Consider the following 22,914-nt stretch of genomic DNA (forward strand, 5'->3'; position numbering starts at 1 on the left):
ATATGTTGTAGATTCGTTAATATACTATCCAGCATTTATGACTGTAATCTCGCTAACGATTCCCGATGAACTTGAATATGCGTTGCAGGATATTCCCGGCGACGTTGAGACATTTATTTTAAACGCATTACGCAGAGAATTACTGCCACAGCAGTGGGCAACCGATACTGACATCGAAGCAGCTGCTGCTGCTGACTCCGCAGCTGATTTTCTGAGTGTTCAGGAAGTCCGCCATTACTTGTCGCTGACGGATGTATAAGCAGGGTGATATATGGTTGGTAGACTTTGACCCCAGCGTTGGGCACGAATACCAGAAAGTTAGGCCAGCGCTGATTCTGGAGAACACTGGTTATATCAGTGTAGGGAATCTGCTCACTGTCGTACCTATTTCTAGCCAAATTCAGAAATCAACGCTTCTGGATGTCCTGATTCCAAGAAATACAACGAATCGGCTTCTGCATGACTCGATTATAAAGACCCGTCAGATTAGTTCGTTCGATAAACGACGTTTTATCAAACGCATTGGCTTTTGCCAGCCTGATGTGCTGCTGACGGTACTATCTAACACATCGCTTTTTCTCAAAGCCGATCAATAATCACCGGTCAGTTCAGTTTACCTGTATAACCCAGTTTTTTCAATTCCGGCGCGGTCAGGTTCAACACGTTTACGTCAAGTTTGATGGGAACCAACGGCGTATCGGTTGAGTCGCGTTTCGTGTTGCAGATCGCGTCGATTACGTTCATTCCCTTAAATACCTGCCCAAAAACGGTGTAGTTATCGTCTAGCCGGGCCAGTCCGTCTTTGTTCTGCACGATATAGAGCTGACACCCGGCCGACAACTTGCCGGGGTTATTGTCGCGCCCGGCCCCGACGGCTCCGTAAACGTGCCGGGCCGTGGGCACAAACTCTGGTTCGAGCAGATAGGGCGAATCGGCGAACCCAGCGGGCGTATCGGGACAACCACCCTGCGCGACAAAATTGGGAATCACCCGGTTGAACGTCAGCGTGTCCCAATAAGCAGCGTTGGCCAGTTTGACGAAGCTGGCTTTATGGCGGGGTGTTTCATCGTAGAGCCAGAAAAGCACCTCCCCCAACCGCGTTTTGATTTGCCCGACGGGGTATGTTTTGGGCGGTTTAGGAGCGGGATTCGTCAGAAAGAGGTAGGCAACAAGCAGGAGATGATAGGGCATAGCAGGGATTAATTTGTAGAACAACTGGCTGGTTCGCGAACCGCTTTTCCTGCAAGCTAGCAGGTCTGTCATACCAAACTGTACCGTTCTCTGGTTATCTTTGGTAAAACTGCTTTGCTGCCAATGGACCAGGAACTTCGCACACTGCACCCACCGCACGACCGCCGGTTCGACGACGAGTTTTTCTTTGCTCTTTGCCAGGCCAACGAAACGACCCGAATGGAACGCGATGCTAGTGGAAATATCATATTCATGCCACCCACCGGATCAGACACAGGACGTTACAATGCCAATTTATCGGGCGAGCTTTGGAATTGGAATCGACGTACCAAATCGGGGTACATTTTCGACTCTTCTACAGGCTTCACACTACCTAATTCGGCCGTTCGGTCGCCGGATGTATCGTGGATTGGCAAAGAACGATGGGATGCGCTTACCGAGAAAGAACGGCAGGGTTTTGCACCGGTCTGCCCGGATTTCGTCATCGAAATTCGATCAAAAAGCGACGATTTAAAGGAATTGAGGACTAAAATGGAGGAGTATCGCGACAATGGTGTTCGGCTGGGATGGCTCATCGACCGGGCGGGGCAGCAGTTGTTCATCTATCGCAAAAACGGGTCTATAGAGATTAAGCAGGGTGATTCTGTTACGTTGTTGGGTGAAGACGTACTACCCGATTTCTCAATTACGCTTCCCCTGTAAGCCACCCGAACAAATCCGAAAAACGCGCTGTTCTTTCCATACCTACGCCAACCAAAGCATTCGCTCAATCACTCATTCGAAATTCACTCATTGATACATGAAAGGCTTTCAATTTTCAGATTACGTACCACCCGAACAGCAGGGCGGCAGCGACTTCGACAAGTTGCTCAACATATTCCAACAACTGCTGCTACTCACCTCCGGCGACGTTGAACAGGCGATGTCGTGGATGAGTCAGCTCGACCGGCAGTATAGCCTGACCGACGACAAATACGGTATCGGCAACTTCTTCGATGACCTCAAGGAAAAGGGCTACCTGACCGAGAAGAACGAGGAAGGCAAGATTCAGATGACGCCAAAAACCGAGCAGACCATTCGTCGGAGCGCACTGGAGGAAATCTTCGGTAAGCTCGAACGGTCGAAGTCGGGCGGTAACCACAACACGCCGTACACCGGTTCGGGCGATGAACTGAGCAGTGACCTACGGACGTATCAGTTCGGTGACACGCTGGAGCAGATTTCGATGACCGAATCCATCAAGAACGCACAGATCAACAGCGGTGTCGATGAATTCCGGTTGATGGAGCGTGACCTCGAAGTAACGGAGAAAGAGCAAAAAACGCAGACCTCAACGGTACTGATGATCGACATTAGCCACTCGATGATTCTGTACGGCGAAGACCGAATTACGCCCGCCAAGAAAGTCGCGCTGGCCCTGACGGAGCTTATCAAGGTCAAATACCCGAAAGACACGCTCGACATTGTGGTGTTTGGCAACGATGCCTGGCAGATTCAGGCCAAAGACCTCCCCTACCTCGAAGTCGGGCCGTACCACACCAACACGGTGGCCGGGCTGGAACTGGCGATGGACCTGCTGCGTCGGCGGAAAAACAAGAACAAGCAGATTTTCATGATCACGGACGGGAAACCGACCTGCCTGAAAGAAGGAATTAAGTACTACAAGAACTCGTTCGGCCTCGACCGGAAAGTGGTCAGCAAAACGCTGACGCTGGCGGCTCAGGCGCGTCGGCTGGAGATTCCGATTACGACGTTTATGATTACGTCAGACCCGTATCTGAAGCAGTTTGTGCAGGAGTTTACGAAAGTCAACAACGGCCGGGCATACTACAGTGGCTTGCAGGGTCTGGGCAATATGATGTTCGAGGATTTCCAGCGCAACCGCCGGAAGAATATCAAGGGATAGACTGGTTTTCGGTTTACAGTACACGGTACCTCACTTACCCAATGTATTACCTGTTATACCTTACCAAGACGTTACAGAAAGTCGGAACTACGGTTCCGACTTTTCTTTTGGCCATGACGCTAACCAGCGGATTTTCACAAACTCGGCCCTCGCTCAACGATTCGATTACGACGTATCTGCGCACGCTGCCCGTGTCGGCAACGGTTAGTCTGGCGGTGCAGTCGCTGACGGATAGCAACGTGGCGGTATTTGTGAATGCAGATAAATCAGTGCCGTCGGCAAGTGTGATTAAACTACCGATTATGGTGGAAGCGATGGAACGGGCGAAAGCCGGGACGCTCGATCTGTCGGAGATTCACATCCTGACCGATTCTGAAAAAACAGGGGGCGATGGCGTGCTAAAAAACTATTCGCACCGAAGCCGGATCAGCTACGCCGACCTGCTGCGGCTGATGATGGTGTACAGCGACAACACGGCCACAAATATTTTCATCAACGAATTGGGCATGGACGCCATCAACGCCCGGATCAAGGCTCTGGGTCTAACCGGCACGCACCTGAACCGGGTGATGATGGACACGCTGGCCACCCGGCAGGGCCGCGACAACTATGTTACGGCGCGGGATATGAACCGACTGCTCAGCCAAACTTACCGGCACCAATTGGCTACACCCGCGCTCTGCGATCAGATGCTCGACATCCTGAAACAGAACGAAGACACGCTGACCATTTCCCGGCTATTACCCAAAACCATTTTCGTCGCGCATAAAACCGGCACGCTCGCCTACATCCGGGGCGACGCCGGTATCGTGTACGCACCCAAACCCTTCGCGCTTACCGTACTGGTTCAAGGCGTACCGACGCCCGACGCCGAACGTATCATCGCGGAGCTTGCGCTGGTGTGTTATCGATGGTTCGACAAGCAGTAGTCTAAATTGCTATTGACCAAACAGCAGCAGACAGGCAACCGGTACCAGAACCAGTGAGATAAGCGAGGAAAACGTTACGAGAATGGATGCATCTTCGGTTTCGGCGTCGATGAAGGTGGCGAATACAACGAGGTTGGCGGCAATCGGAAACGACGCCATCAACAGCATCAGTTTCTGTTCATCGCTTTCGAGTTGACCGATCAGCAGGGATTCGAGCCAGACCAGTACTCCCAGAATTAACGCAGCTGCTATATAGCGAACGGCCATCAGCTTGCTGAACTGCTTGTAGTCAACTTTTTTGATGTCGACGGCCGTGAGCGTAACGCCGATTATAATCATACCCAGGGCGGAAAGTGTCCAGCTGGCTCCTTTCATCACCGGCTCCAATGATTCGGGCATTTTAAACCCGTACAGGTTAGCGATGATAGCCACAATCAGGGCGTAAATAGCCGGAATTTTCAGCACGTTTTTGATCGAATCGCCAACGCCCATGTCCTTACTGCGCGACACCAGATAATAACCCACCGTGTCGCCGTACAGCACGTTACCCATGTACGCACTGATGATGAGCGGCATCTTCTCCTCGCCAAACAGGGCCATCACGACCGGAATACCGAACCAGCCAATGTTGAAGTACGAAAACGAGCAGCGCAGCAGATCGGGGTTGACGTCGGGCTTTAACCACCGTTTCACCAGTTCGGCAGGGAGGTTCATCAGCGCGGCCAGCAGAAAAATGATCGATAAGGCGGTGGCCAGTTGTGCCGGTTCCGCTTTCAGGATATTGTTGAAAATAACCAGCGGAATCAGGACGTAGAGCAACAGACTTGAGATAGGCTTACTCTTCAGACCGAACCACCGACTCGCAACATACCCCAGAATAATAAACCCGTAGAGGGGGACAACGTTAGCCAGTAACTCGTTCAGTACGTTCATGTTGTAAGCGTTTAATAATCGCGTGCGTAAGCGGGTCGACACGTTCGACGTTGAACCAGACAGCGTTGGTATCGAACAGTTCGCCGACCAGTACGTGTCCGATGCCATAGGCAGGTGCATCTTCCACGCCCGGAACATAAAGCTGCATGGTGTTGACATCGGCTTGAAAACCACCGGCCTCACAGGGGAGCAGCTGTTCTTTCTCCAGTAGTTTTTGCAGAATCGGCACCTGCACTTTTTCGGCCTTCGTAGCAGGTCCGGTTGCGTTGATAACGTAATCGACGGTGTCGGTATAGCCTTTTTCGGTCGTCAGGGTGTATCGCCGGTTGGCATCGTCCCACTCCACTTTGTCGGAATAGGCCGTTACCGTCACCTGCCCGGATGCCAGCAGATCGCGGAGTTTCTTGCCGTTCTGGAGCGGCATGGCGTGGCGGTTGATATCAGAATACGGCTTGAGCCATTTCATAAACCGAATACGCTCGTCCTGCGGCAGCAGTTGCCAGATATCGAACGAGATGTGGCGGGTCGAGTACAGAATGTTCTGAAAAACACTGGCGTAGTCTTCCGCCTGCCGGATGTCGTCGGTCAGCAGGTCGAGCTGATTTTTACCGATGCGTTTGAAGCGTTTCCAGTCCTGCGGCCCCAATATGCGTTCTACTTCGGCGCGAAACAGCCGGAACAGATCGCTGGCCCGCAGCGTCCGCTGCTCTTCGCGGATTAGTTTACGGACATTTGCCATTGTCAGCACCTGCCGCTCAAACGGCTTTTCTTCCGGCGACTGCACACGGGGTAAGAGCCCGTCTTTCGAGTACAGCTTGATCGGCCCCCGGTGCCCGTTGTTAACCAGCGTAATCACCGCGTCAATGGCTGTCAGGCTGGCTCCCAGCACGCAGACCGACGCGTCTTTGTCGGTAATCGTCTGAAGTATCCGGCTGGCGGGCCAGGGCGAGTCGAGGTAGTTAGGCGATGCTTCGAGCGGCTTGAAATTGTTGGATTTCGGCGTTCCCGTTGCCAGCACCAGCACGTCGGCGTCGATTGTCTGACCCGATTTCAGCGTAATCGTGGCGCCATCCTCCGTGAGCGTTGCGTCGACGGCCAGTTCGTGGTACACATCGACCGGCATGCCGTGTTGCCGGGCCAGATCGACATATTCCTCAAATACATCTCTCAGGTAGATGCCGTACAGCTCGCGGGGTGGGTAACTGCTGGCGTCGATAGCCGTATCGGGGTACTCGCGTTCGATAATACCACGGTGTTCGGCCATCCAGTCGACGAAGTGATCGGTTTCTTCGGCGAAGATGCCCATCAGCCCCGCCGAGGTGTTAAGTAGATGCCCTTTCTGGCCAGTGTCGTAGGCTAGTCCCGGCCCGATTTCGTCGCTCTTTTCAATGAGCGCAAACGCCACCGGTTCGGGTTCGGGGGCCAGTATCAGTTTCAAAACCAAGTGGATAAACGTAGCCGTGCCACTCGCTCCACCTCCTACTATTGCAATCGTTCGCTGGTGCATTTGTTGAGTAAAGAAATGGGCCGCTGCAACTTCTCGGAAGCACAGCGGCCTATTTCTTTAACCCCGTTTTAATGATAATGTTACGCCCGTGCTGCGCCCGCTACCTGCATTTCCAGCGTATAAATGGATTTCGATGCGGTGATGAACAGCGTTTTTCGGTCGGCACCCGCGAAACAGATGTTGCCCGTCCAGTCTTCATCAACCGGAATCTGCGCGATTTTTTCTCCTGCGGGGCTGTAAACCGTTACGCCGTCGCCCCCGTGAGGTACAGGTTACCGCGCTCATCCAGAATCATCCCGTCGGACCCCTGCTCAACAAACAGTTGCCGGTTGACCAGACTCGCGTTGGGGCGGATATCGTAGCGGTAGGTTTTATCGGCGTCGATATCGGCGACGTACAGCGTCTGGCCGTCGGGTGTGCCAATGATGCCGTTGGGTTTGTCGAAATCCGTATCGACCTGTTCGGGTTGCGACGAGCCTTTTGGCAGCAGATAGAGGTATTCGCCGAACACGTCCGGGCCACCATGCCACCAGTACTTGCGCTCGTAATACGGGTCGGTGAAGTAGATATTTCCCTTGGCATCAATCCACAAATCGTTGGGGCCGTTGAGCCGCGCACCTTCGTGGTCGGTCATCAGAATCGTTACTTCTTTATCGGGGCTGATCGACCAGATTTCGTTTTTCTCGTCGGCGCAGGTGACAAGGTTTCCGGCCGGATCGAAGTACATTCCGTTGGAACGGCCCGTTTTGTCCAGAAAAACCGACAATGAACCATCCGTGCCGTAGCGCCATATTTTATCATTGGGCTGGTCGGAGAAAAAAACGTTTCCATCAGCGTCGGGGGCCGGGCCTTCAGTGAATTCAAACTGACTGGATACGCAGGTCAGCTCGGCACCGGGCGCGATAAGCTGGGTCGTATCAAAAGCGGTAAAAGGTTCGGAATCGGGTTGAGCCATAGCCGTCGGATTTAGTGAAGCATACTGGCAAACAACAGCCCCCGCCGTCGGCTTGTTTGCAAACTACCCGCCAGTGCAAACTGATTCCCAGCGCCTACAGATTGGGGAATCAGTCCTGATTTACTATCATTGATTGGCCAAACGCTACTCAACGTGTTATGAAGCTCCTCCTCACAATCATCGCAGTATGTTGCTTTACGTTCGCTCATGGTCAGTCGCTTAAAACCGTAAAAGTCAAAAGCAAATACCTGCTGGAACAGTACGAAGTGCGGGCCGATAACGACACTCTGCGCGATGGAACGTACCGCAAATATTTACGCGATGGAGACGTCTTGCTGGAAGAAGGCAGCTACGCCAACAGTCGCCGGATCGGTACCTGGACGTTTTACAACCGCACGGGTCAACCGGAGCTGATCTATAACTACTCGACCGCGCAGGTGATAACCAACAACCGAACCACAGCCACGGCCGATACTATGGGGATCATACAACTGGAAGGCAAAGGAACGACCGTTCGCCTGACTCCGCCCCCCATTTATCTGGCCAGTACACACCAGATTTCAGCGATTCTGTCGCGTGAGTCAAGGCCACCTATGCACCTCCACCGCGAGGGTATAACGGAGTTATCCTACCAGATCGCAGCCACCGTTTCGCCCGTTGGAGCACGCTACCGGATCATTGCGTCGCACCCCGACAGGGAGTTTCGGCAGAATGCTCAGCAATGGGCTGCGCTGGCATTCAAGGATGTGCAGTGGCTACCCGGTTCGTACGAAGGCCAACCCGTGACGGCGATTTACCTATTGCCAGCCATTACAATGCACTTATGGGCAGTCGTCCGCTAACACATTCGTTCATGACTACCTTCGCCGATAAAGCCATTGCTTACTATCACTCGCTGACAGCCCCCACCACCCTGCCGCCCGGCATAGGCGTGATGAACCCCTACGAGCAGCCCAGCGTCCGGCCTATCGTGGAGCAGTTCTACGCCAAATTTTACGCCGACAATCGGCCGCGCGTGTTTGTGCTGGGAATCAACCCCGGCCGGTTCGGGGCGGGCGTAACGGGAATTTCGTTTACCACGCCCCAAAACCTACGCCGGTACTGCGGCATCGACAATGAGTTGCGAGACACCCCTGAACTGTCGAGTCGGTTTGTGTATCAGGTCGTGGAGGCCTTTGGTGGGGCAGCGGAGTTCTATGGGCGCTTTTTCCTGACGTCGCTGTTTCCACTGGCACTGACGAAAGCCAGACCCGGTGGGGGCGTAGTCAACTACAATTTTTACGACGACAAACAGACGACGGCCGCCCTGTGGCCCGCGATTACGGAAACGGTTCAGACGCAGCTTACCTTCGGAGCCGACCGGCGCGTGGCGGTGTGCCTGGGCCGGAAAAACGAAACCTACCTGAAACGACTCAACGAGCAGCAGGGCTTTTTCGACCGCATCGTTACGCTCGACCACCCGCGCTACATCCTGCAATACAAGAGCAAAGCCCTGCCCGACTATCTGGAGCAGTACATCAGCACGCTGCACGACTGCCTGGAAAGCGCATAAAAAAAGGGATACCCCACACAGGGTATCCCTATACTATCCGGTGGTATCCGCTAGGAGCGGGCCATCTCCAGCGTTAACGTTTCCGTATCATTTTTGCCGTCGCCATCCCAGTCTGTACTGCTGTCGACCTGCATTATTTTCAGCGTATTCCCACTAACAACGGCATCGTAGACTTCCGAGCTTTTCCCGTCGGCACTCGTAATCGTGAGTTTGGAACCGTCGTACTTCCAGGTGCCGCCTGTCTCCGGGTCGGGCACCTGAGAGCTGCTAGCGGCCGTGCATTTTGATCCGGGGGTGCCACTTATTTTGCCACCGCTGGCAAACGTGACTTTTGTTGTTGTCAGGCACGTCTGAAAATCAGTACCCAGCACTTGTGTGTACAGGGCCAGCAGGTCGTTCGTTTTTTGACCTGTCTTGAACGGGTCTACAGCCGGGTTGATTTTAACACCGGTATATACCCAGGTTCCTTCGATCGACGATGCGGGCGTGACCGAATCGCTGCCGCTCTTACTACAACTGCCAAACCAGAACGGTACGGCTACGATCAGCGCCCATGTGAGCAGGCGGGTTGTTTTTGGTGTGTGCATGATGAGGAATTAAGTGAGTGCCGACAAATATCAGTGTCTTTCAGTCAGCCACCTGCGGCTACTTAGGCAACGGCAGTGCGTTTTTGGGAACGGTAAAAAAACAGCCCCAGAGTCTCTTTATAGTCGCAAACCTCACCACTTCATGCGTATCCTTTCTCTGTTGCTGTTTAGCCTGCTGTTGTCGTCGGCCGGGGCACAAACCGGCTACCAGCCCACCGCCGACAACGTAGCCGCCCGCAAAGCGTTTCAGGACGACAAATTTGGGCTGTTCATTCACTGGGGCGTATACAGCCTGCTGTCGTCGGGCGAATGGGTGATGAACGACCGGCAGATTCCGGTGGCTGACTACGAAAAGCTGCCTGCCTTTTTCAACCCGATTGCCTTCGATGCCAAAGCGTGGGTGTCGATGGCGAAGAATGCGGGGATGAAGTACATCACCATCACGAGCAAGCACCACGACGGCTTTGCCATGTACGACTCGAAAGTGTCGGACTACGACATCGTCGACCGGACGCCCTACAAAAAAGACGTGCTGAAAGCCCTCGCCGACGAATGCCGGGCGCAGGGTATCAAGCTGTTTTTTTACCATTCGCACCTCGACTGGCACAACCCCGACTACTACCCGCGCGGACGCACTGGCCAAAACCTCGGCCGGCCTGATTCCGGCGACTTCAACAAGTACCTCGCCTACATGGATACGCAACTCACCGAACTATTGACCAATTACGGCCCCATCGGCGGTATCTGGTTCGACGGCTGGTGGGATCAACAAGTCGGCGACAAAACCGACCCGCGCAAAACCAAACTCGACTGGCACCTCGACCGCACCTACTCGCTGATTCACAAGCTACAACCAGCCACGCTGATCGGTAACAATCACCACGTCGCGCCGTTTCCGGGCGAAGATTTTCAGATGTTCGAGAAAGACCTGCCGGGACAGAATCAGACGGGGTTCAGCGAGAATTCAGAAATAAGCAAGCTACCACTGGAAACCTGCGAGACGATGAACGGCGCGTGGGGCTTCAACATCAACGACCGCAAGTACAAGAGCACGAAAGACCTGGTGCAGTACCTGGTGAAAGCAGCCGGGCACAACGCCAACTTCCTGCTCAACGTCGGCCCCATGCCCGACGGCCGGATTCAGCCAGAATTTGTCAAAACGCTGGGCGAAATGGGCCAATGGATGCAACAGAACGGCGAAACGATCTACGGTACACGGGGCGGTCCCGTAGCCGCCCGCGACTGGGGCGTCAGCACCGCGAAAGGCAACAAAGTATACGTCCACATTCTCGACTGGCAGGATCGTCAACTGTCGTTGCCAGCGATGACCGGCAAGATCAAATCCGCCCGTCTGTTTGCTGATAAGCGCCCGGTCAAGGTCAGTCAGTCGGCGGAAGGGGTTGTCCTGACGATGCCCGTTGCTCCGGCCGCTGGCGCCATCGACACGATTGTTGAACTGGAACTGTAATGTGTTGCCCAAACCTATGACACTCAGACTAACCCGGCAGTTGTTCCTGCTGCCCCTGCTCATTGGCGCGTTCAGCTTTCGCCCTCCGCAACCGATGACGTGGGTAGCGCTCGGCGATTCAATCACCTACCTCAACGACCACCCCGAGCAAACTGGTAATCGCATCACGAAGGGCTACATGACCCGTGTGGTGGAGAAGCTGCCGTACATCAACTTCGTCAATCAGGGGCACAACGGCTGGACAGCGGTTCGCATCGCGCAGCAAATCGACTCGCTGGGACTAACCAAAGCCGACATTTATTCGGTCTTTCTCGGCACCAATGACTGGTGGCACAGCAAACCCCTCGGCCGCTTCACCGACTACCAGCAAAATACCGGCACAGGCACCGTGTACGGCTCGTTTCGCATCATCCTCGACAAGCTCCGCCAACTCAATCCGCAGGCGCATTTACTGCTGATAACGCCCATGCCCCGCACCGATTTCGTGCAGATTAACAACCCGAAGAACAACGCGTATGGCTCTTACAAGCCCAAAAGCAGGCAGACGCTGGAATCGTTTGCAATGGCCGTCGACTCCATCGGCCGCGCCGATAAAATTCCGGTTGTTGATCTGTACCACCTGCGTAGTCTGCGGGTGGAGAAGCTGGTGAACTACAAACACTTAAAGGACCCGGCCACTGGTCAGTACGTCGATTATAGGTACCCGGCCTACACCAGCATCCCGTTCAACCCCGCCACCGACGACTACCCCTACCCGCCCGGCGCTATCGCCCGCACCTACGACGGCCTGCACCCTTCCGACAAGGGCTACGAACTTATCACCCGCGAGCTGGTCAGAGTAATGCGGAAGATGGAGTAACGCACGTTACTCCATCTTCCGCATTACCCACTCAATGATTTATGGCTTGTACTACGGGCGGAACCGCTGAATACTGAAATCGCGGGCGGTGCCGGTTTCGCCGATGCGGGCGTTGAGTGTATAAATCTGGTTGTTTACAGCTACGCTGGTCGTTGCCCCGGTGTACACGTCGGCGTCGTATTTCAGAATAGTCGCGCTTTGCCAGTTGTCCGTGCTACGCACCTGTGCCACTCGGTTGCCGCCCGTCACGACGTATAAATCGTTGTTCAGCAAGGTCAGGCCATCACCGGGCAATGACGCTGGCAGGCTTACTTCCGTTACCGCGTTTCCATTCGCCAAATCTACCTTGTAAAGCTTACCCTGCCCCGTATTAGCAACGATCAGGTAGCCGTTCGGGTGATAAACGATGCCGTTCAGACCAAACGTCGAGCTGGCGAACCGGGTGTTGTCGCGCACCAGTACACTGGCATCACCCGTTGCTGTAACCCGGTAAATGACGGGCGAAAACGAGTCGGTTACGTAGGCCGTGCCATTTGGCGCAATCGTTACGTCGTTGGCAAAGTTTGGCTCGGCCGCTGGAATCAAAGCCGCCAGATCCGTGCGTCGCTCAACCTGCCGGGTGTTCAGATTAAACACCACCAGTTCGGCTTTCTGCCGTGTGGTAGCCGCACTGCTCCGATCCGACCGCCCCTGATCGCTGTTACAGACGAATACCCGGCCACCCGCCACTTTTATACCGATAACAGCAATCAGTCCGGGGTCGGTCAGCAGGTCTTCGTAGCGCCCATCAGTTGAGACGGTACCCACTTTCCCCTGCGGAATGGACGAAATCAGGAATCGGTCCAGTTGCGATGAGTACGCGATACCTTCCGGGTACTGCCGTTCGGCCACAAAATTGATGCGCTCCGGAAAAACCGCATTCGGACTATTCATATGGTCTTCACAGGCAGTCAGCGTGGCCGCGATCATGCAGGCCGATGCAATAGAGTAGAACGAGTTTTTCACGGTGAAAGCGTTTTTGGCCAGGGTAAATGAATCGGTTGTCGATGCATACTGACATGTTCGTTCTACTTAAGTAATACAGATTAAAATTGTTTTAATCTGGCGACCGGTTATGCTCAATTTTTGCAGAAAACTATCGACTGTTCAACGGGTTATATCCCGTTTGGCGATCAGAATGACAGAATCTGGTATACTGAGATCAGATTAGAAACTGGTTAAACGAAGCCGCGTGTTTTTCGTAGACGGTGTTGCGTCGACACGGGGCAGGTTCCTATTTTTACCAACCTATTAGCACCTGTTCATCCATCTATGCGCCAACTCTTTACTGCTTTATTCGTTTGCTTCTTTCTCTCCTCGGCCGTCGCTCAATCCATTGTTTACGTTACGCCAACCGGCTCCGGCAACCAATCCGGCGGCTCCTGGAGCGACGCCCTATCCGGCACGCAATTACAGCCGCGGCTGGCATCGGCCTCAGCGGGAACTCAGTTCTGGATCGCAGGCGGTAGTTACAAGCCAACGATTGGCACAGATCGAACCCTTAGTTTCTTCATTCCATCAGGCGTTCAGGTATACGGTGGCTTTACCGGAACTGAAACCACGTTGAGTAACCGTAAAGCAACCCGTCCTTACAGTACTATTTTTTCGGGCTATCTGGTTGCGGGCAATGATGAGCAGAACAGCTATCATGTGGTTACATTTCGCAATGCAAACGCAGACACCCGATTAGACGGCGTTAGTATTATTTACGGTCGGGCAAACGGCACATCAGATTTTAACAATGTCGGTGCTGGTGTTTACAATGACGGTAGTAATGGCGGGCGTAGTGAACCTGTTTTTTCTAACTGTGAAATACGAGGTAACAATGCCGATTCGAACGGCGGGGGTGTGTACAACAATGGGCGATATGGGGTATGCTCCAGCCGGTTCGTCAACTGCTCGATAGAGGGCAACTCGTCTAACAATGGCAATGGAGGGGGGATGTACAATGATGGATTTCAGGGTATTTGTAGCCCGCAACTTACTAACTGCATCCTAGCGAGTAACCGGGCCGCGCAGGGCAGTGCCATCACAAGCGATGGGTCGCAGGGGCTTTCATCACCCGTCATAGCAAACTGCGTATTCAAATACAACTACGGAGGTAGCGTTCTGCATGGCAGAGGGTTCAACGGCAATTGCCAGCCAAGCATCGTCAACTCTATTTTGTGGACCAATTCGCGACCGTCATTCTACAGCGAGTCAGCCAATCATCTTGTTACGTACAGCGATATCGAAGACGGCTATTCCGGTACGGGCAACATTAGCCAGGACCCTCAATTCTTCAATTACTACACAAACGATTTCCGCTTACTAAAAGCTAGCCCAGCCATCGACGCTGGGAATCCGAACAGTACGGCATCGTCTATATCGGCTACCGATTATGAGGGTAAATCCCGCTTTTACAATAATCGAATCGATATGGGTATCATCGAATACGTCCCCAATTCGGTAACGGGTATCGTCAGAGTTACCATCGCAGGTTCGGGCGATAATGTGTCGGGTAACTCGTGGGGTAATGCCCTGAACGGCTATACGATGCGTGCAGCTTTGTCTGAAGCAGCACCGGGCACCTCGTTCTGGGTAGCTGGCGGCAGTTACTTCCCGTCTTTTACCACGGGTGATCGCTCTTCTTCATTTGTTATTCCACCTGGTGTAAAAGTGTACGGTGGCTTCGCCGGGAATGAAACAGATTTCAGTAACCGGGTGCTCACTCAGCCACTTAGCACGACACTGTCTGGAGACGTCGGCATTACCAATGATACTAGAGACAATAGCTACCGCGTCGTAGTGTTGAAAAACGCAACGGCGGAGACCGTTCTTGATGGGTTTGTTATAACAGGTGGAAATGCGAATGGCAGCACTTTATCCGATCCCAGCAGCGGAGCAGGTATCTACTGCGACGGGCGTGGGCAGAATAACAAGAGCGAGCCCAAAATAAGCAACTGTCTGGTCATTGGTAATACCGCCCGGTCCTACGGGGGTGGTATGCATGCGGACGGCAACTATGGCAACGCATCCCCGACACTGATAAACTGTCAGTTTGTTCAGAATACCGCTTCGTCAGGCGGTGGAGCGTATAATGGGGGATTACCGGGACTATGTAGTCCTACATACATCAACTGCACGTTTTTAAACAACACAGCGACCGATCAGGGTGGCGGCATCTATTACTACACTTACTTTAGACCCGGCGACAATACATTTAGCTTAAGCAATTGCACAATTAGCGGCAATCGGGCGACCGATGGGGCCGGTCTGTACTGCGGTAATTCGTCAGATGCTTACCTGAAGCTAGTACTCACCAACTGCCTGATTGATCGTAACACCGCCAGCGGACTAGGTGGCGGCCTATATCTATACCGGGTTGGCAGATCAACCATAGAGGCCGCGATCACAAACTGTACCCTGGCTAACAATCGGGTGGGTAATGCAGGTGATAATATCTTCAATCATACGGGTGCCGACACGAAAGGGCGCTATGCGATCAAAAACAGCATTGTGAAGAACGGCGGTTTCGGGTACCGCGACGATGGCAGCGGCAGTACGGTTTACCCGCCACTCGACATCACCTATTCCAACGTTCAGGCACTTGCGTATGGGTCCACTAATATCGACGTCGATCCGCTGTTTGTCGATCCAGTAAACGGTAATTTTCGGTTGAAAGCAGGTAGTCCGTCGATCAACACGGGCGATCCAAACAGCACAATGGCGACCGTTTCGGCGACTGACTTAGCGGGAAATAAGCGGGTAGCAGAAAGCCGGATCGATATGGGGGCGTATGAGTTTCAGGCGTCAGCTAGCACTGGTTCTGATCTGAGTATGAGTCTGCGCGTCGACAATCGGACAGCGGGCGTCGGCCAAACGATAACGTATCGACTGACAGTGACAAACGATGGGCCGTCGACGGCAACGGGCGTTGTCTGGCAACACCGCTTGCCCGACAACGTGCAATACGTAGGCGGCACCACCCTTTCTGTAGAAAATGGCATCGTCACCGGCAATCTTGGTACGCTACTCGCCGGGGAGTCTGTCACAGCTATGTACCAGCTACAGGCCAGCCAGCCAGGGCAATACATCAGCGCGGCCCAGATTACGGCCGCCGACCAGCCTGACCCGGACAGCCAGCCGAACTCCGGCACGGGCGACGGGCAGGACGATGCGGCTCAGGTCGACATTCGGGTGGGTGGTGCCAATAGCCCGGTTTATGCATCGGCCAACCCGAATCAGGTACCGCTGCCGCCCACTCAGTCGAATCAGCCCACGCCCGACCCCGGCAAGGTAGACCTCGCGTTGAGTATATCGGTCGATAACCGCGTTCCCAGGCCGGGCGATTTGCTAACGTACGTACTGACCATCACCAATCAGGGAGGCACTACAGCCTCGAACGTACGGGTAACGGCTTACCTGCCCGACGGTCAGCAGTTTGAAGCTAGTGGCGATGGGCTGAGCGTCAGCGACGGCGGTGTATCGGGGGGCACGGCGTCGATACCGGCGGGTGGCCAGACCAGTGTCCGGTTTACGGCGCGGGTTACGGCGTCTAAAATGGGCATTACGAAAGCACAGATTCGGCAGGCCAGCCCCGCCGACGTCGACTCGACACCCGACAACGGCACCGATAACGGCGAAGACGATACCGCCCAGATCGATTTGCGTTCGCTCACCGGATTATAGTACGCACAAACGGAGCGTTGGCTGTATCTTGCCGAAACAACCGCTTCTCCCCTATGCTCATAACCACTACGTCGTCTGTCGAAGGCAAACGCATCACGAAATACATTGGCATCGTCAACGGCGAAGCGATCATCGGGGCCAACATCGTCAAAGACTTCTTTGCCGGAATCCGCGATGTGGTCGGTGGCCGGTCAGGGGCCTATGAGCAGGGACTGCGCGAGGCTAAAAGCATCGCCCTCAAAGAAATGACCGATCAGGCGCTGCGGCTGGGTGCCAACGCCATTATCGGTGTCGACCTCGACTATGAAACCATCGGCGGTAACGGCTCGATGCTGATGGTGTCGGCCAACGGCACGGCGGTCGTACTCGAGTGACAGCCTGGCACGTCGCCCGCTGCCACACTTTACCGCGACAATCTATTTTTTAATCACCTTTTCAGACAGCACTGCTAGACGTTTTGCCACACAGCGGGTTATACCAGCAAATCAACAATCGCTCAACGCAATGAAAAAGGTCATTCTAACCAGTCTATTTGTGCTCGGCTTAGCTGCACTTAGTGCTCAGGCGCAAACGGGTTCGACAACAACCGGTAGTAGCAGTAGCCAGGGTTCTAACTCGGGCACCGGTACCAGCAAAGGCACAATGGGTAGCAACAGCAGCAACAGTGGCTCGGGTATGAGCACAACCGGTGGCAGCACGATGAGCAGCGGCTCGATGGACAATCAAAACGGTTCAATGTCGGGCACGAAACGGAGTCGCAGACAAGACGGCTCGTCAATGTCGGGACAGTCGGGTAGCAACGACATGAACATGAACGGTGGTAATGGTCGTCGTAACCGCAAGAGCGGCAGCAAATCGACAATGCCAATGAGTTCAACATCGTCGCGATAAAAAAGGTCAGCATAACAAAAAGCGGCCCCGGAACTGATTCCGGGGCCGCTTTTTGTTTGTCGGTCAGGACGGGTTACGCCTGGTTTATAGAACGACCGTTTTCTGCAATTCCGAGCCTGCAAGGGATGGTAGACAATTTGCTGTTGTACTGTGACAGTCAGACGGTCATATCACTCCGACTGAGTCGGGGGCTGTACTGGCATGGCGATCAGATCGGGCGTCAGCGCAGGAGCGGGTGTCAGCACGACCTGCCCGGTTCGTTTCAGCACACCCCACGAGGCCACTTCACCCCGAAGAGCGTTGAGGTACGACCGAATCAGCACCCAGAACAGCAGGTATCGCCAGGCCATGCGTTGCGGCAGCAACCACCACAACGAGCGCAGCGACCGCCCTTCCAGCCGGTAAGCCAGCATGGCCACTACGGCATCGACGCCCAGAAAGGCCAGAAAGTACGTCAGCACAACGCCCCACGTGCCAGTTACGAACGACAGCGCCAGTTGCAGTTCGGCGACGAGTGTCAGGAGGGGGAAGCCGAACTGAAACAACAGCAGACTGGGCAATGCCAGCCAGCCCACGGCGGTGTTGGCTCCGCCTGCCCTACCCCGCCGGAATAGCAGGTCTCGGTGTTTCCAGACGGTCTGCATCACGCCGTAACACCACCGGACCCGCTGTTTGATCAGCATTGGCAGCGTTTCGGGGGCTTCGGTCACGGCTATAGCTTCGTTGCAGGTATCGACCCGATAGCCGTTTCGCAGCAGCCTGATTGTCAGATCGCAATCCTCTGCCAGTGTATCGGTTGTGAAGCCGCCCACAGCCAGCACCGCCGACCGGCGAAACGCACCGATCGCGCCCGGCACCACCGTAATGCAGTTCAGCACGGCATAGGCCCGGCGGTCGAAGTTCTGGCTCGTCGTGTATTCAATGGCCTGAAAGCGGGTCAGGGCGTTGCGCTGATTGCCCACCTGCACATTGCCCGCGACGGCCCCAATGGCCGGGTCAGTGAAGCCTGCTACCAACCGCCCGACGGCATCTGGCAGCAACTGCGTGTCGGCGTCGATACAAACGACAACCGCCCCGTTGGCCCGGCCAACACCCAGGTTCAGGGCCGATGCTTTACCGCCGTTCGGTTTGGTCAGCACCTGCACCCGGCTATCATCGGCAAAGCGCCTTTTTACCACATCGTACGTCTTGTCTTTCGAGCCGTCGTCCACGAATACAACCTCCAGATTGGCGTATGTGCTGGCCAGCAAACTCTCGATGGTCCGCACAGCGTTGAGTTCCTCGTTATAAGCTGGTACGATGATGCTGACCAGATCGGTATACGGATTTTGAATGGGCCGCTGCCGTTTCTTCTGCCAGAGGGCCAGCCCCGCCAGCAGCAGCACCCGCGTCATAGCCAGCAGAATACCGATCAGAAACAACCACGTCAGCGTCCGTTGGCCGTAGTAGATAAGCTGCACCAGCGTCCGGTCGGTGACGAGCGTGGCCTGTTGAACGGGCGCAGCGGGCATCAGTTCACTATCGGGCCGATTCATCAACTGGCTCAAGGTGGCGAAGCGGTAGCCGTGCTGTTTGTAGTAGTGAATGATCGCGGGCAGGGCCTTCACCGTCGCCGAACGGTCGCCCCCGGCGTCGTGGAGCAGGATAATGTTACCCAGATTTTCCTGCTGCCTGATGCGGGTCAGGATCTGCTCCGGGGTCACACCCGCCTGCCAGTCGAGCGGGTCGATGGATTCGCCGATGGTGTAGTAGTGCTGTTGCTCGGCCAGCGCAATTGGGCGAAGTTCACTGGCAGAATTTGGTTCGCTGTCGGCGTTGTAGGGCGGCCGGAACAGAATCGTCGACCGGCCGGTGATGCTCTCGATCAGGCGTCGGCAGGTGTTCAACTCAAAAAACAACCGGCGCGGACTGACCGTCGTGAGGTCGGGGTGGAGCGTCGTGTGATTGCCAATTTCGTAGCCGGAGCGGGCCATTCGCTGCAACAGCGGCAGGTTGCGCTGGGCGTTCAGGCCGATCACGAAAAACGACGCCGGTACGTGTTCGCGTTCGAGAATGTCCAGAATCTGCGGGGTGTATGTTTCGTCGGGACCGTCGTCGAACGAAAGCACCATCGTTTTATCGGCTTTCCCCACCTTCCGAACCACGTACGACGTCGGCAGGGTCAGGTAACGCTCTTCGCTGATAAGCTGGTCGGTGGTGTCGTACTCCAGTTTGAGCCGCCCAGCATGGGGCGTCGCGTCAACGTCCAGGATATCGCCTTCACCCTGATAATCGACGCTGGGCAGGGCCGGAACCTGCTGCAACTGCTGCCAGTTCATCGGTTTCTGCGTCAGCGCAGGCATCGACACGTTCCGGGCGTAGTAATCCCAGGTGCGTACGTCTTCCGACCCCAGCCGCCAGATAGCCGCCCCCGCCGTTTCGTAATCTTCCGTAGCCCGCAGCACGTTATAGGCCGAAGCCGCGTCGTTGAACCAGACCGTGTGCGGCTTCCCCGCGTCGTCCTGATAGCGAAACGACAAATTGTAAGTCTGGTTGTCGAACCGGACGGGCGTGGCCGACTTCCGGTTAGCGCGGGCCATCGCCTGCTGATACGTAATGTCGACGCCCTCCCCTTTCGCGGGCCAGTCGTAGCCGTAGCCTGCCACACCCAGAATTACCTGCTCCGACGGAATCTGCTTGCAGGTTTCTTCCAGCACATACTCGATCCACTGGTACGGTGCCACCGGGCCGGGGGCCGACGTGCTGAAATGTTGATCATACGCCATCAGCACGATATAATCGACGTATTCCCGTAGTTCGGGCAGGTCGTAATCTTCGTTGAGCGGGGCCGTGTCGATAGTGACGAGATAGCCTTTCGGGTGCAGGGCCGCGTGCATTTCCCGGACAAAATCAGTCAGGGTTTCGTTGGTTTCCTCGTTCAGTTCCTCGAAGTCGATGTTGACGCCCTGAAAATGGTGTTTGTCGAGCTGGGCGACAACCTGCGCGATGAACGCCCGCCGACGTGCTGGGTGGTTCAACAGCCGATGCACGTTTTTTCCCCGCCAGTTGCCCTGGTAGAAATTGGAAATCATCGGCACCACGGCCACGCCGGGATGAGCCTTCAGCAGCGAATCGGCCTGCGCGTCGATGTCGGTTTGCAGTTCGGCTTTGTTACCCACAAACAGCCATTCGGGCATCACCATGTTTATCTGCCCGATGTGGTCGCGCAGGGTCTGGTACGACTGCGCATCCCAGTTGACGTAAAACCCCGCCCGGATAGCCGCGCGTTTGGCGGGGGCGTGCCGGGCGGGCAGATGCCGCCGGAAGTTGGTCGGTACGCCCAGACTACCGGCCCCGTCGGTTTGGCTGCTGTCGACGATCGCCAGCTTACGAAAGGTCGTTTCGTTGTCCTGCAAACGGGGCATTTTCGGAAATACGCGCTCGTCGATACTCCAGAAAATCAGCCCAACGACCGTAAGCAAGCCAAGCATACCGACCAGCAGTACGCCCCGAAACACACGCCACCGCCGACGGGATGGCGTATAAAACACCTGTTTATCGTGCTTTTCCATGACTATCAGGCAGATGCAGTGAATAGGTTATCGTGGCAACGGCGTAGAAAAACGGCTTTGTCCGTTCGCCGGGCAGGGTATTATACGGCTGCGCAATGCGCGGATCGACCAGTAGCGACCAGCGGGGCAGTTGCAGTGTGATGGGCAGATTTACCTCCGCGTCGACCAGCCCATACGGGCGCGAGGCTACGTTGGTCGGCGTCAGGGCGCGGCCCCGCCGGTCGTACTGCGGCTGGTAAATACCGTTCAGAATCGTGTTCTGGTTGGAAAACACCGCCTTCACCAGCGGCTCAGCAAACAGCGACCAGCGATCACGCTCGATCAGACCGACGTACCGGCTGAGTTGCAGGTCGGTTTGCAACAACTGACTCGACCCAAACATATAGTACATCCCAACGGCGGGCGACCAGTCGTGCCAATCGCCGGTGAGGTAGGCTTCGGTGAAGTTGGTCAGCGGCTGCACCTCGTCGGCTTCGGCGGAGGGGAAAAACCAGCGTTCGTAGCCCAGCGTGTACGCCAGGTGTTTACCCAGTTGCCCCTCCTTTTCAACACCCAGATCAATCTTGCCAAAATTCGATTCCGCGAAGTTGTTCCAGATATAGCCGACACCGTAAAAATGCCAGTTCGTGGGGGTCTGGTAGGTAAGTTGCGGCATCATCCCGAACTGATGCACCCCAAACGTGCGGCCCCGGTAGCTGACCGGATTCATGTACGAATAACTGAACAGCAGCGCCCGGACGGGCTTCTCACCCACCGAGTCGGCTTTGGGTGCTGTTTCGACGGGTTGCGCCAGCCCATACCGACCACTAAACAGCAGCCAGCCTCCGAGCAGGAGCAGATAAAAACGAACGTTCATAGTTACGGTTGATAGCAAAACAACAGCCTTCAGAAGGTCAGGCTATTGATCTGTTTTTGATTGACGTAATCGTACTGGTAGGTCGACATATCGCTACCCCGCTGCTCCACGACGCGGTAACCCCGGTAGGTAGTGCCCCAGCTACTGCCGAAGTGCGCGTCGAACAGCAGAGCCGCCTGCCCGTAGAAAATGCCCAGATCTTTGGTGTGATCGTGGCCGTGGAACACCGCCCGGATAGTTGGAAAGTCGTTGAGCACCTTCACGATGTCGCCACAAACGTCGGTACCCTGCACGTTGTGAATAAACGGGATGTGCATAAACAGAAACACCGGCAGGTCGGCCCGCACGGTCGTCATGGCCTTACGAAGCCAGGCCGCATCGCCACACAGATATGCTCCCGTTTCGTCGGACGTGTCGAGCAGTACCAGCGTCGCCTTCGGCAGTTCAACAACGTGATTGGTCGGGTAGCCCCAGAGCGCCTGCCACGTCGCCACGCTGACCTGATCGTGGTTGCCGCGCGTGACATAGTACGGCACCGGCAGCTTGTCGAGATACGCTTTCGTAGCGGGGAGCAGGCCCGAATTGCCCTGATGAATCAGATCGCCGTTAATAACGACGAAATCGAGCGGGCTGCTTTGGTGGCGGTTGGTCAGGGCGGTCAGCAGGTCGGTGTAGTATGTGTCCGACGGTGTGTTAGGTTCGCCATAGTGCCCATCGGAAGCCACGGCAAAGCGCAGCGAGGGCGACACATCGGCGGGCTGGCACTGACTCAGCAGCCCGACCGAGGCACTACTGAGCGAAACTTGCAGGAAAGTACGGCGGTTGATAGCGAACATACAGCGGGTCAAGCCTATGTAACTGCTTATTGACCCGCATCAAAAGACGTATAACTACTTAAAAACAGCATTAATGCCGGGTTAAACATTTGTTAATGACCAGCTACGAAAAAAGGCTACCCACTGCCCAACTGGCAATGAATAGCCTTTTCAGAAACTAATACTATCGTGTTTTATCGCCTG

Annotated in this window: 20 protein-coding genes and 1 pseudogene; 12 read left to right on the plus strand and 9 right to left on the minus strand. The window is 55.1% G+C overall.

Annotation, left to right across the window (positions count from 1 at the left end; genetic code table 11):
- Positions 1-37 precede the first annotated feature (37 nt).
- Positions 38-259: a hypothetical protein gene (locus tag HH216_RS22930; protein WP_169552976.1), complete on the plus strand. Its 222-nt coding sequence runs from the start codon at positions 38-40 to the stop codon at positions 257-259.
- Complete coding sequence (locus tag HH216_RS26975; RefSeq protein WP_169552977.1) at positions 252-596, plus strand: type II toxin-antitoxin system PemK/MazF family toxin; 345 nt, start codon at positions 252-254, stop codon at positions 594-596. The genes HH216_RS22930 and HH216_RS26975 overlap by 8 nt, the downstream gene beginning before the upstream one ends.
- A 7-nt stretch (positions 597-603) precedes the next feature.
- Here the strand turns inward: HH216_RS26975 and HH216_RS22940 are convergent, their stop codons facing one another.
- A complete protein-coding gene (locus HH216_RS22940; protein WP_169552978.1) occupies positions 604-1,191 on the minus strand; it encodes a peptidylprolyl isomerase in 588 nt (195 codons plus the stop codon).
- A gap of 123 nt (positions 1,192-1,314) precedes the next feature.
- Between HH216_RS22940 and HH216_RS22945 the strand changes: the two genes are divergently transcribed.
- The 3 genes from HH216_RS22945 to HH216_RS22955 all read left to right on the plus strand — a co-directional run bounded on the left by HH216_RS22945 (position 1,315) and on the right by HH216_RS22955 (position 4,026).
- Positions 1,315-1,893: a Uma2 family endonuclease gene (locus HH216_RS22945; RefSeq protein ID WP_169552979.1), complete on the plus strand. Its 579-nt coding sequence runs from the start codon at positions 1,315-1,317 to the stop codon at positions 1,891-1,893.
- Between the two features lie 97 nt (positions 1,894-1,990).
- The gene (locus HH216_RS22950; RefSeq protein WP_169552980.1) at positions 1,991-3,097 is read left to right on the plus strand and encodes a vWA domain-containing protein; all 1,107 of its coding nucleotides are present in this window, start codon (positions 1,991-1,993) and stop codon (positions 3,095-3,097) included.
- Between the two features lie 113 nt (positions 3,098-3,210).
- A complete protein-coding gene (locus tag HH216_RS22955) occupies positions 3,211-4,026 on the plus strand; it encodes a serine hydrolase (RefSeq protein ID WP_169552981.1) in 816 nt (271 codons plus the stop codon).
- A 9-nt stretch (positions 4,027-4,035) separates the two neighbouring features.
- Here HH216_RS22955 and HH216_RS22960 read toward each other — a convergent pair whose 3' ends face one another.
- The 3 genes and pseudogenes from HH216_RS22960 to HH216_RS22970 form a co-directional block, all read right to left on the minus strand.
- On the minus strand, positions 4,036-4,959 hold the full coding sequence (locus HH216_RS22960; protein WP_169552982.1) for an AEC family transporter: 924 nt from the start codon (positions 4,957-4,959) through the stop codon (positions 4,036-4,038).
- Positions 4,931-6,397 (minus strand): FAD/NAD(P)-binding protein, encoded by a 1,467-nt coding sequence (locus HH216_RS22965; RefSeq protein ID WP_254448575.1) that lies wholly within the window; start codon positions 6,395-6,397, stop codon positions 4,931-4,933. Before HH216_RS22965 ends, HH216_RS22960 begins: the two co-directional genes overlap by 29 nt.
- 149 nt (positions 6,398-6,546) lie before the next feature.
- Positions 6,547-7,421 (minus strand): annotated as a pseudogene (locus HH216_RS22970) (SMP-30/gluconolactonase/LRE family protein).
- Between the two features lie 158 nt (positions 7,422-7,579).
- Between HH216_RS22970 and HH216_RS22975 the strand changes: the two are divergent.
- A complete protein-coding gene (locus HH216_RS22975; RefSeq protein ID WP_169552984.1) occupies positions 7,580-8,263 on the plus strand; it encodes a toxin-antitoxin system YwqK family antitoxin in 684 nt (227 codons plus the stop codon).
- Positions 8,264-8,274: 11 nt separating this feature from the next.
- A complete protein-coding gene (locus HH216_RS22980) occupies positions 8,275-8,973 on the plus strand; it encodes a uracil-DNA glycosylase family protein (RefSeq protein ID WP_169552985.1) in 699 nt (232 codons plus the stop codon).
- Positions 8,974-9,023: 50 nt separating this feature from the next.
- Here the strand turns inward: HH216_RS22980 and HH216_RS22985 are convergent, their stop codons facing one another.
- Complete coding sequence (locus HH216_RS22985; RefSeq protein ID WP_169552986.1) at positions 9,024-9,560, minus strand: lipocalin-like domain-containing protein; 537 nt, start codon at positions 9,558-9,560, stop codon at positions 9,024-9,026.
- 142 nt (positions 9,561-9,702) lie between these two features.
- On the opposite strand from HH216_RS22985, the gene HH216_RS22990 reads away from it, so the two are divergent.
- Positions 9,703-11,028, plus strand: coding sequence for an alpha-L-fucosidase (locus HH216_RS22990; RefSeq protein ID WP_169552987.1), 1,326 nt, complete (start codon positions 9,703-9,705; stop codon positions 11,026-11,028).
- 16 nt (positions 11,029-11,044) lie between these two features.
- Positions 11,045-11,887: an SGNH/GDSL hydrolase family protein gene (locus HH216_RS22995; RefSeq protein WP_169552988.1), complete on the plus strand. Its 843-nt coding sequence runs from the start codon at positions 11,045-11,047 to the stop codon at positions 11,885-11,887.
- Between the two features lie 51 nt (positions 11,888-11,938).
- Here HH216_RS22995 and HH216_RS23000 read toward each other — a convergent pair whose 3' ends face one another.
- Complete coding sequence (locus HH216_RS23000; RefSeq protein ID WP_169553494.1) at positions 11,939-12,856, minus strand: glutaminyl-peptide cyclotransferase; 918 nt, start codon at positions 12,854-12,856, stop codon at positions 11,939-11,941.
- 342 nt (positions 12,857-13,198) lie between these two features.
- On the opposite strand from HH216_RS23000, the gene HH216_RS23005 reads away from it, so the two are divergent.
- From HH216_RS23005 to HH216_RS23015, 3 genes are all read left to right on the plus strand, one after another.
- Positions 13,199-16,597, plus strand: a complete 3,399-nt coding sequence (locus HH216_RS23005; protein WP_169552989.1) for a choice-of-anchor Q domain-containing protein — start codon at positions 13,199-13,201, stop codon at positions 16,595-16,597.
- A 53-nt stretch (positions 16,598-16,650) separates the two neighbouring features.
- Positions 16,651-16,971 carry a heavy metal-binding domain-containing protein gene (locus HH216_RS23010; protein WP_169552990.1) on the plus strand — a complete coding sequence of 107 codons (321 nt, stop codon included), beginning with the start codon at positions 16,651-16,653 and terminating at the stop codon, positions 16,969-16,971.
- A gap of 130 nt (positions 16,972-17,101) precedes the next feature.
- A complete protein-coding gene (locus HH216_RS23015) occupies positions 17,102-17,488 on the plus strand; it encodes a hypothetical protein (RefSeq protein ID WP_169552991.1) in 387 nt (128 codons plus the stop codon).
- Positions 17,489-17,658: 170 nt separating this feature from the next.
- Here HH216_RS23015 and HH216_RS23020 read toward each other — a convergent pair whose 3' ends face one another.
- From HH216_RS23020 to HH216_RS23030, 3 genes are read right to left on the minus strand one after another with little or no spacing between them, the layout of a single operon-like run.
- Positions 17,659-21,039, minus strand: coding sequence for a glycosyltransferase (locus tag HH216_RS23020; protein ID WP_169552992.1), 3,381 nt, complete (start codon positions 21,037-21,039; stop codon positions 17,659-17,661).
- Complete coding sequence (locus HH216_RS23025; RefSeq protein WP_169552993.1) at positions 21,023-21,895, minus strand: hypothetical protein; 873 nt, start codon at positions 21,893-21,895, stop codon at positions 21,023-21,025. The genes HH216_RS23020 and HH216_RS23025 overlap by 17 nt, the downstream gene beginning before the upstream one ends.
- A gap of 29 nt (positions 21,896-21,924) precedes the next feature.
- Positions 21,925-22,731, minus strand: coding sequence for a metallophosphoesterase family protein (locus tag HH216_RS23030; protein WP_169552994.1), 807 nt, complete (start codon positions 22,729-22,731; stop codon positions 21,925-21,927).
- Positions 22,732-22,914 lie beyond the last annotated feature (183 nt).

Origin of the sequence: Spirosoma rhododendri (assembly GCF_012849055.1) — a bacterium.
Taxonomy (GTDB): domain Bacteria; phylum Bacteroidota; class Bacteroidia; order Cytophagales; family Spirosomataceae; genus Spirosoma; species Spirosoma rhododendri.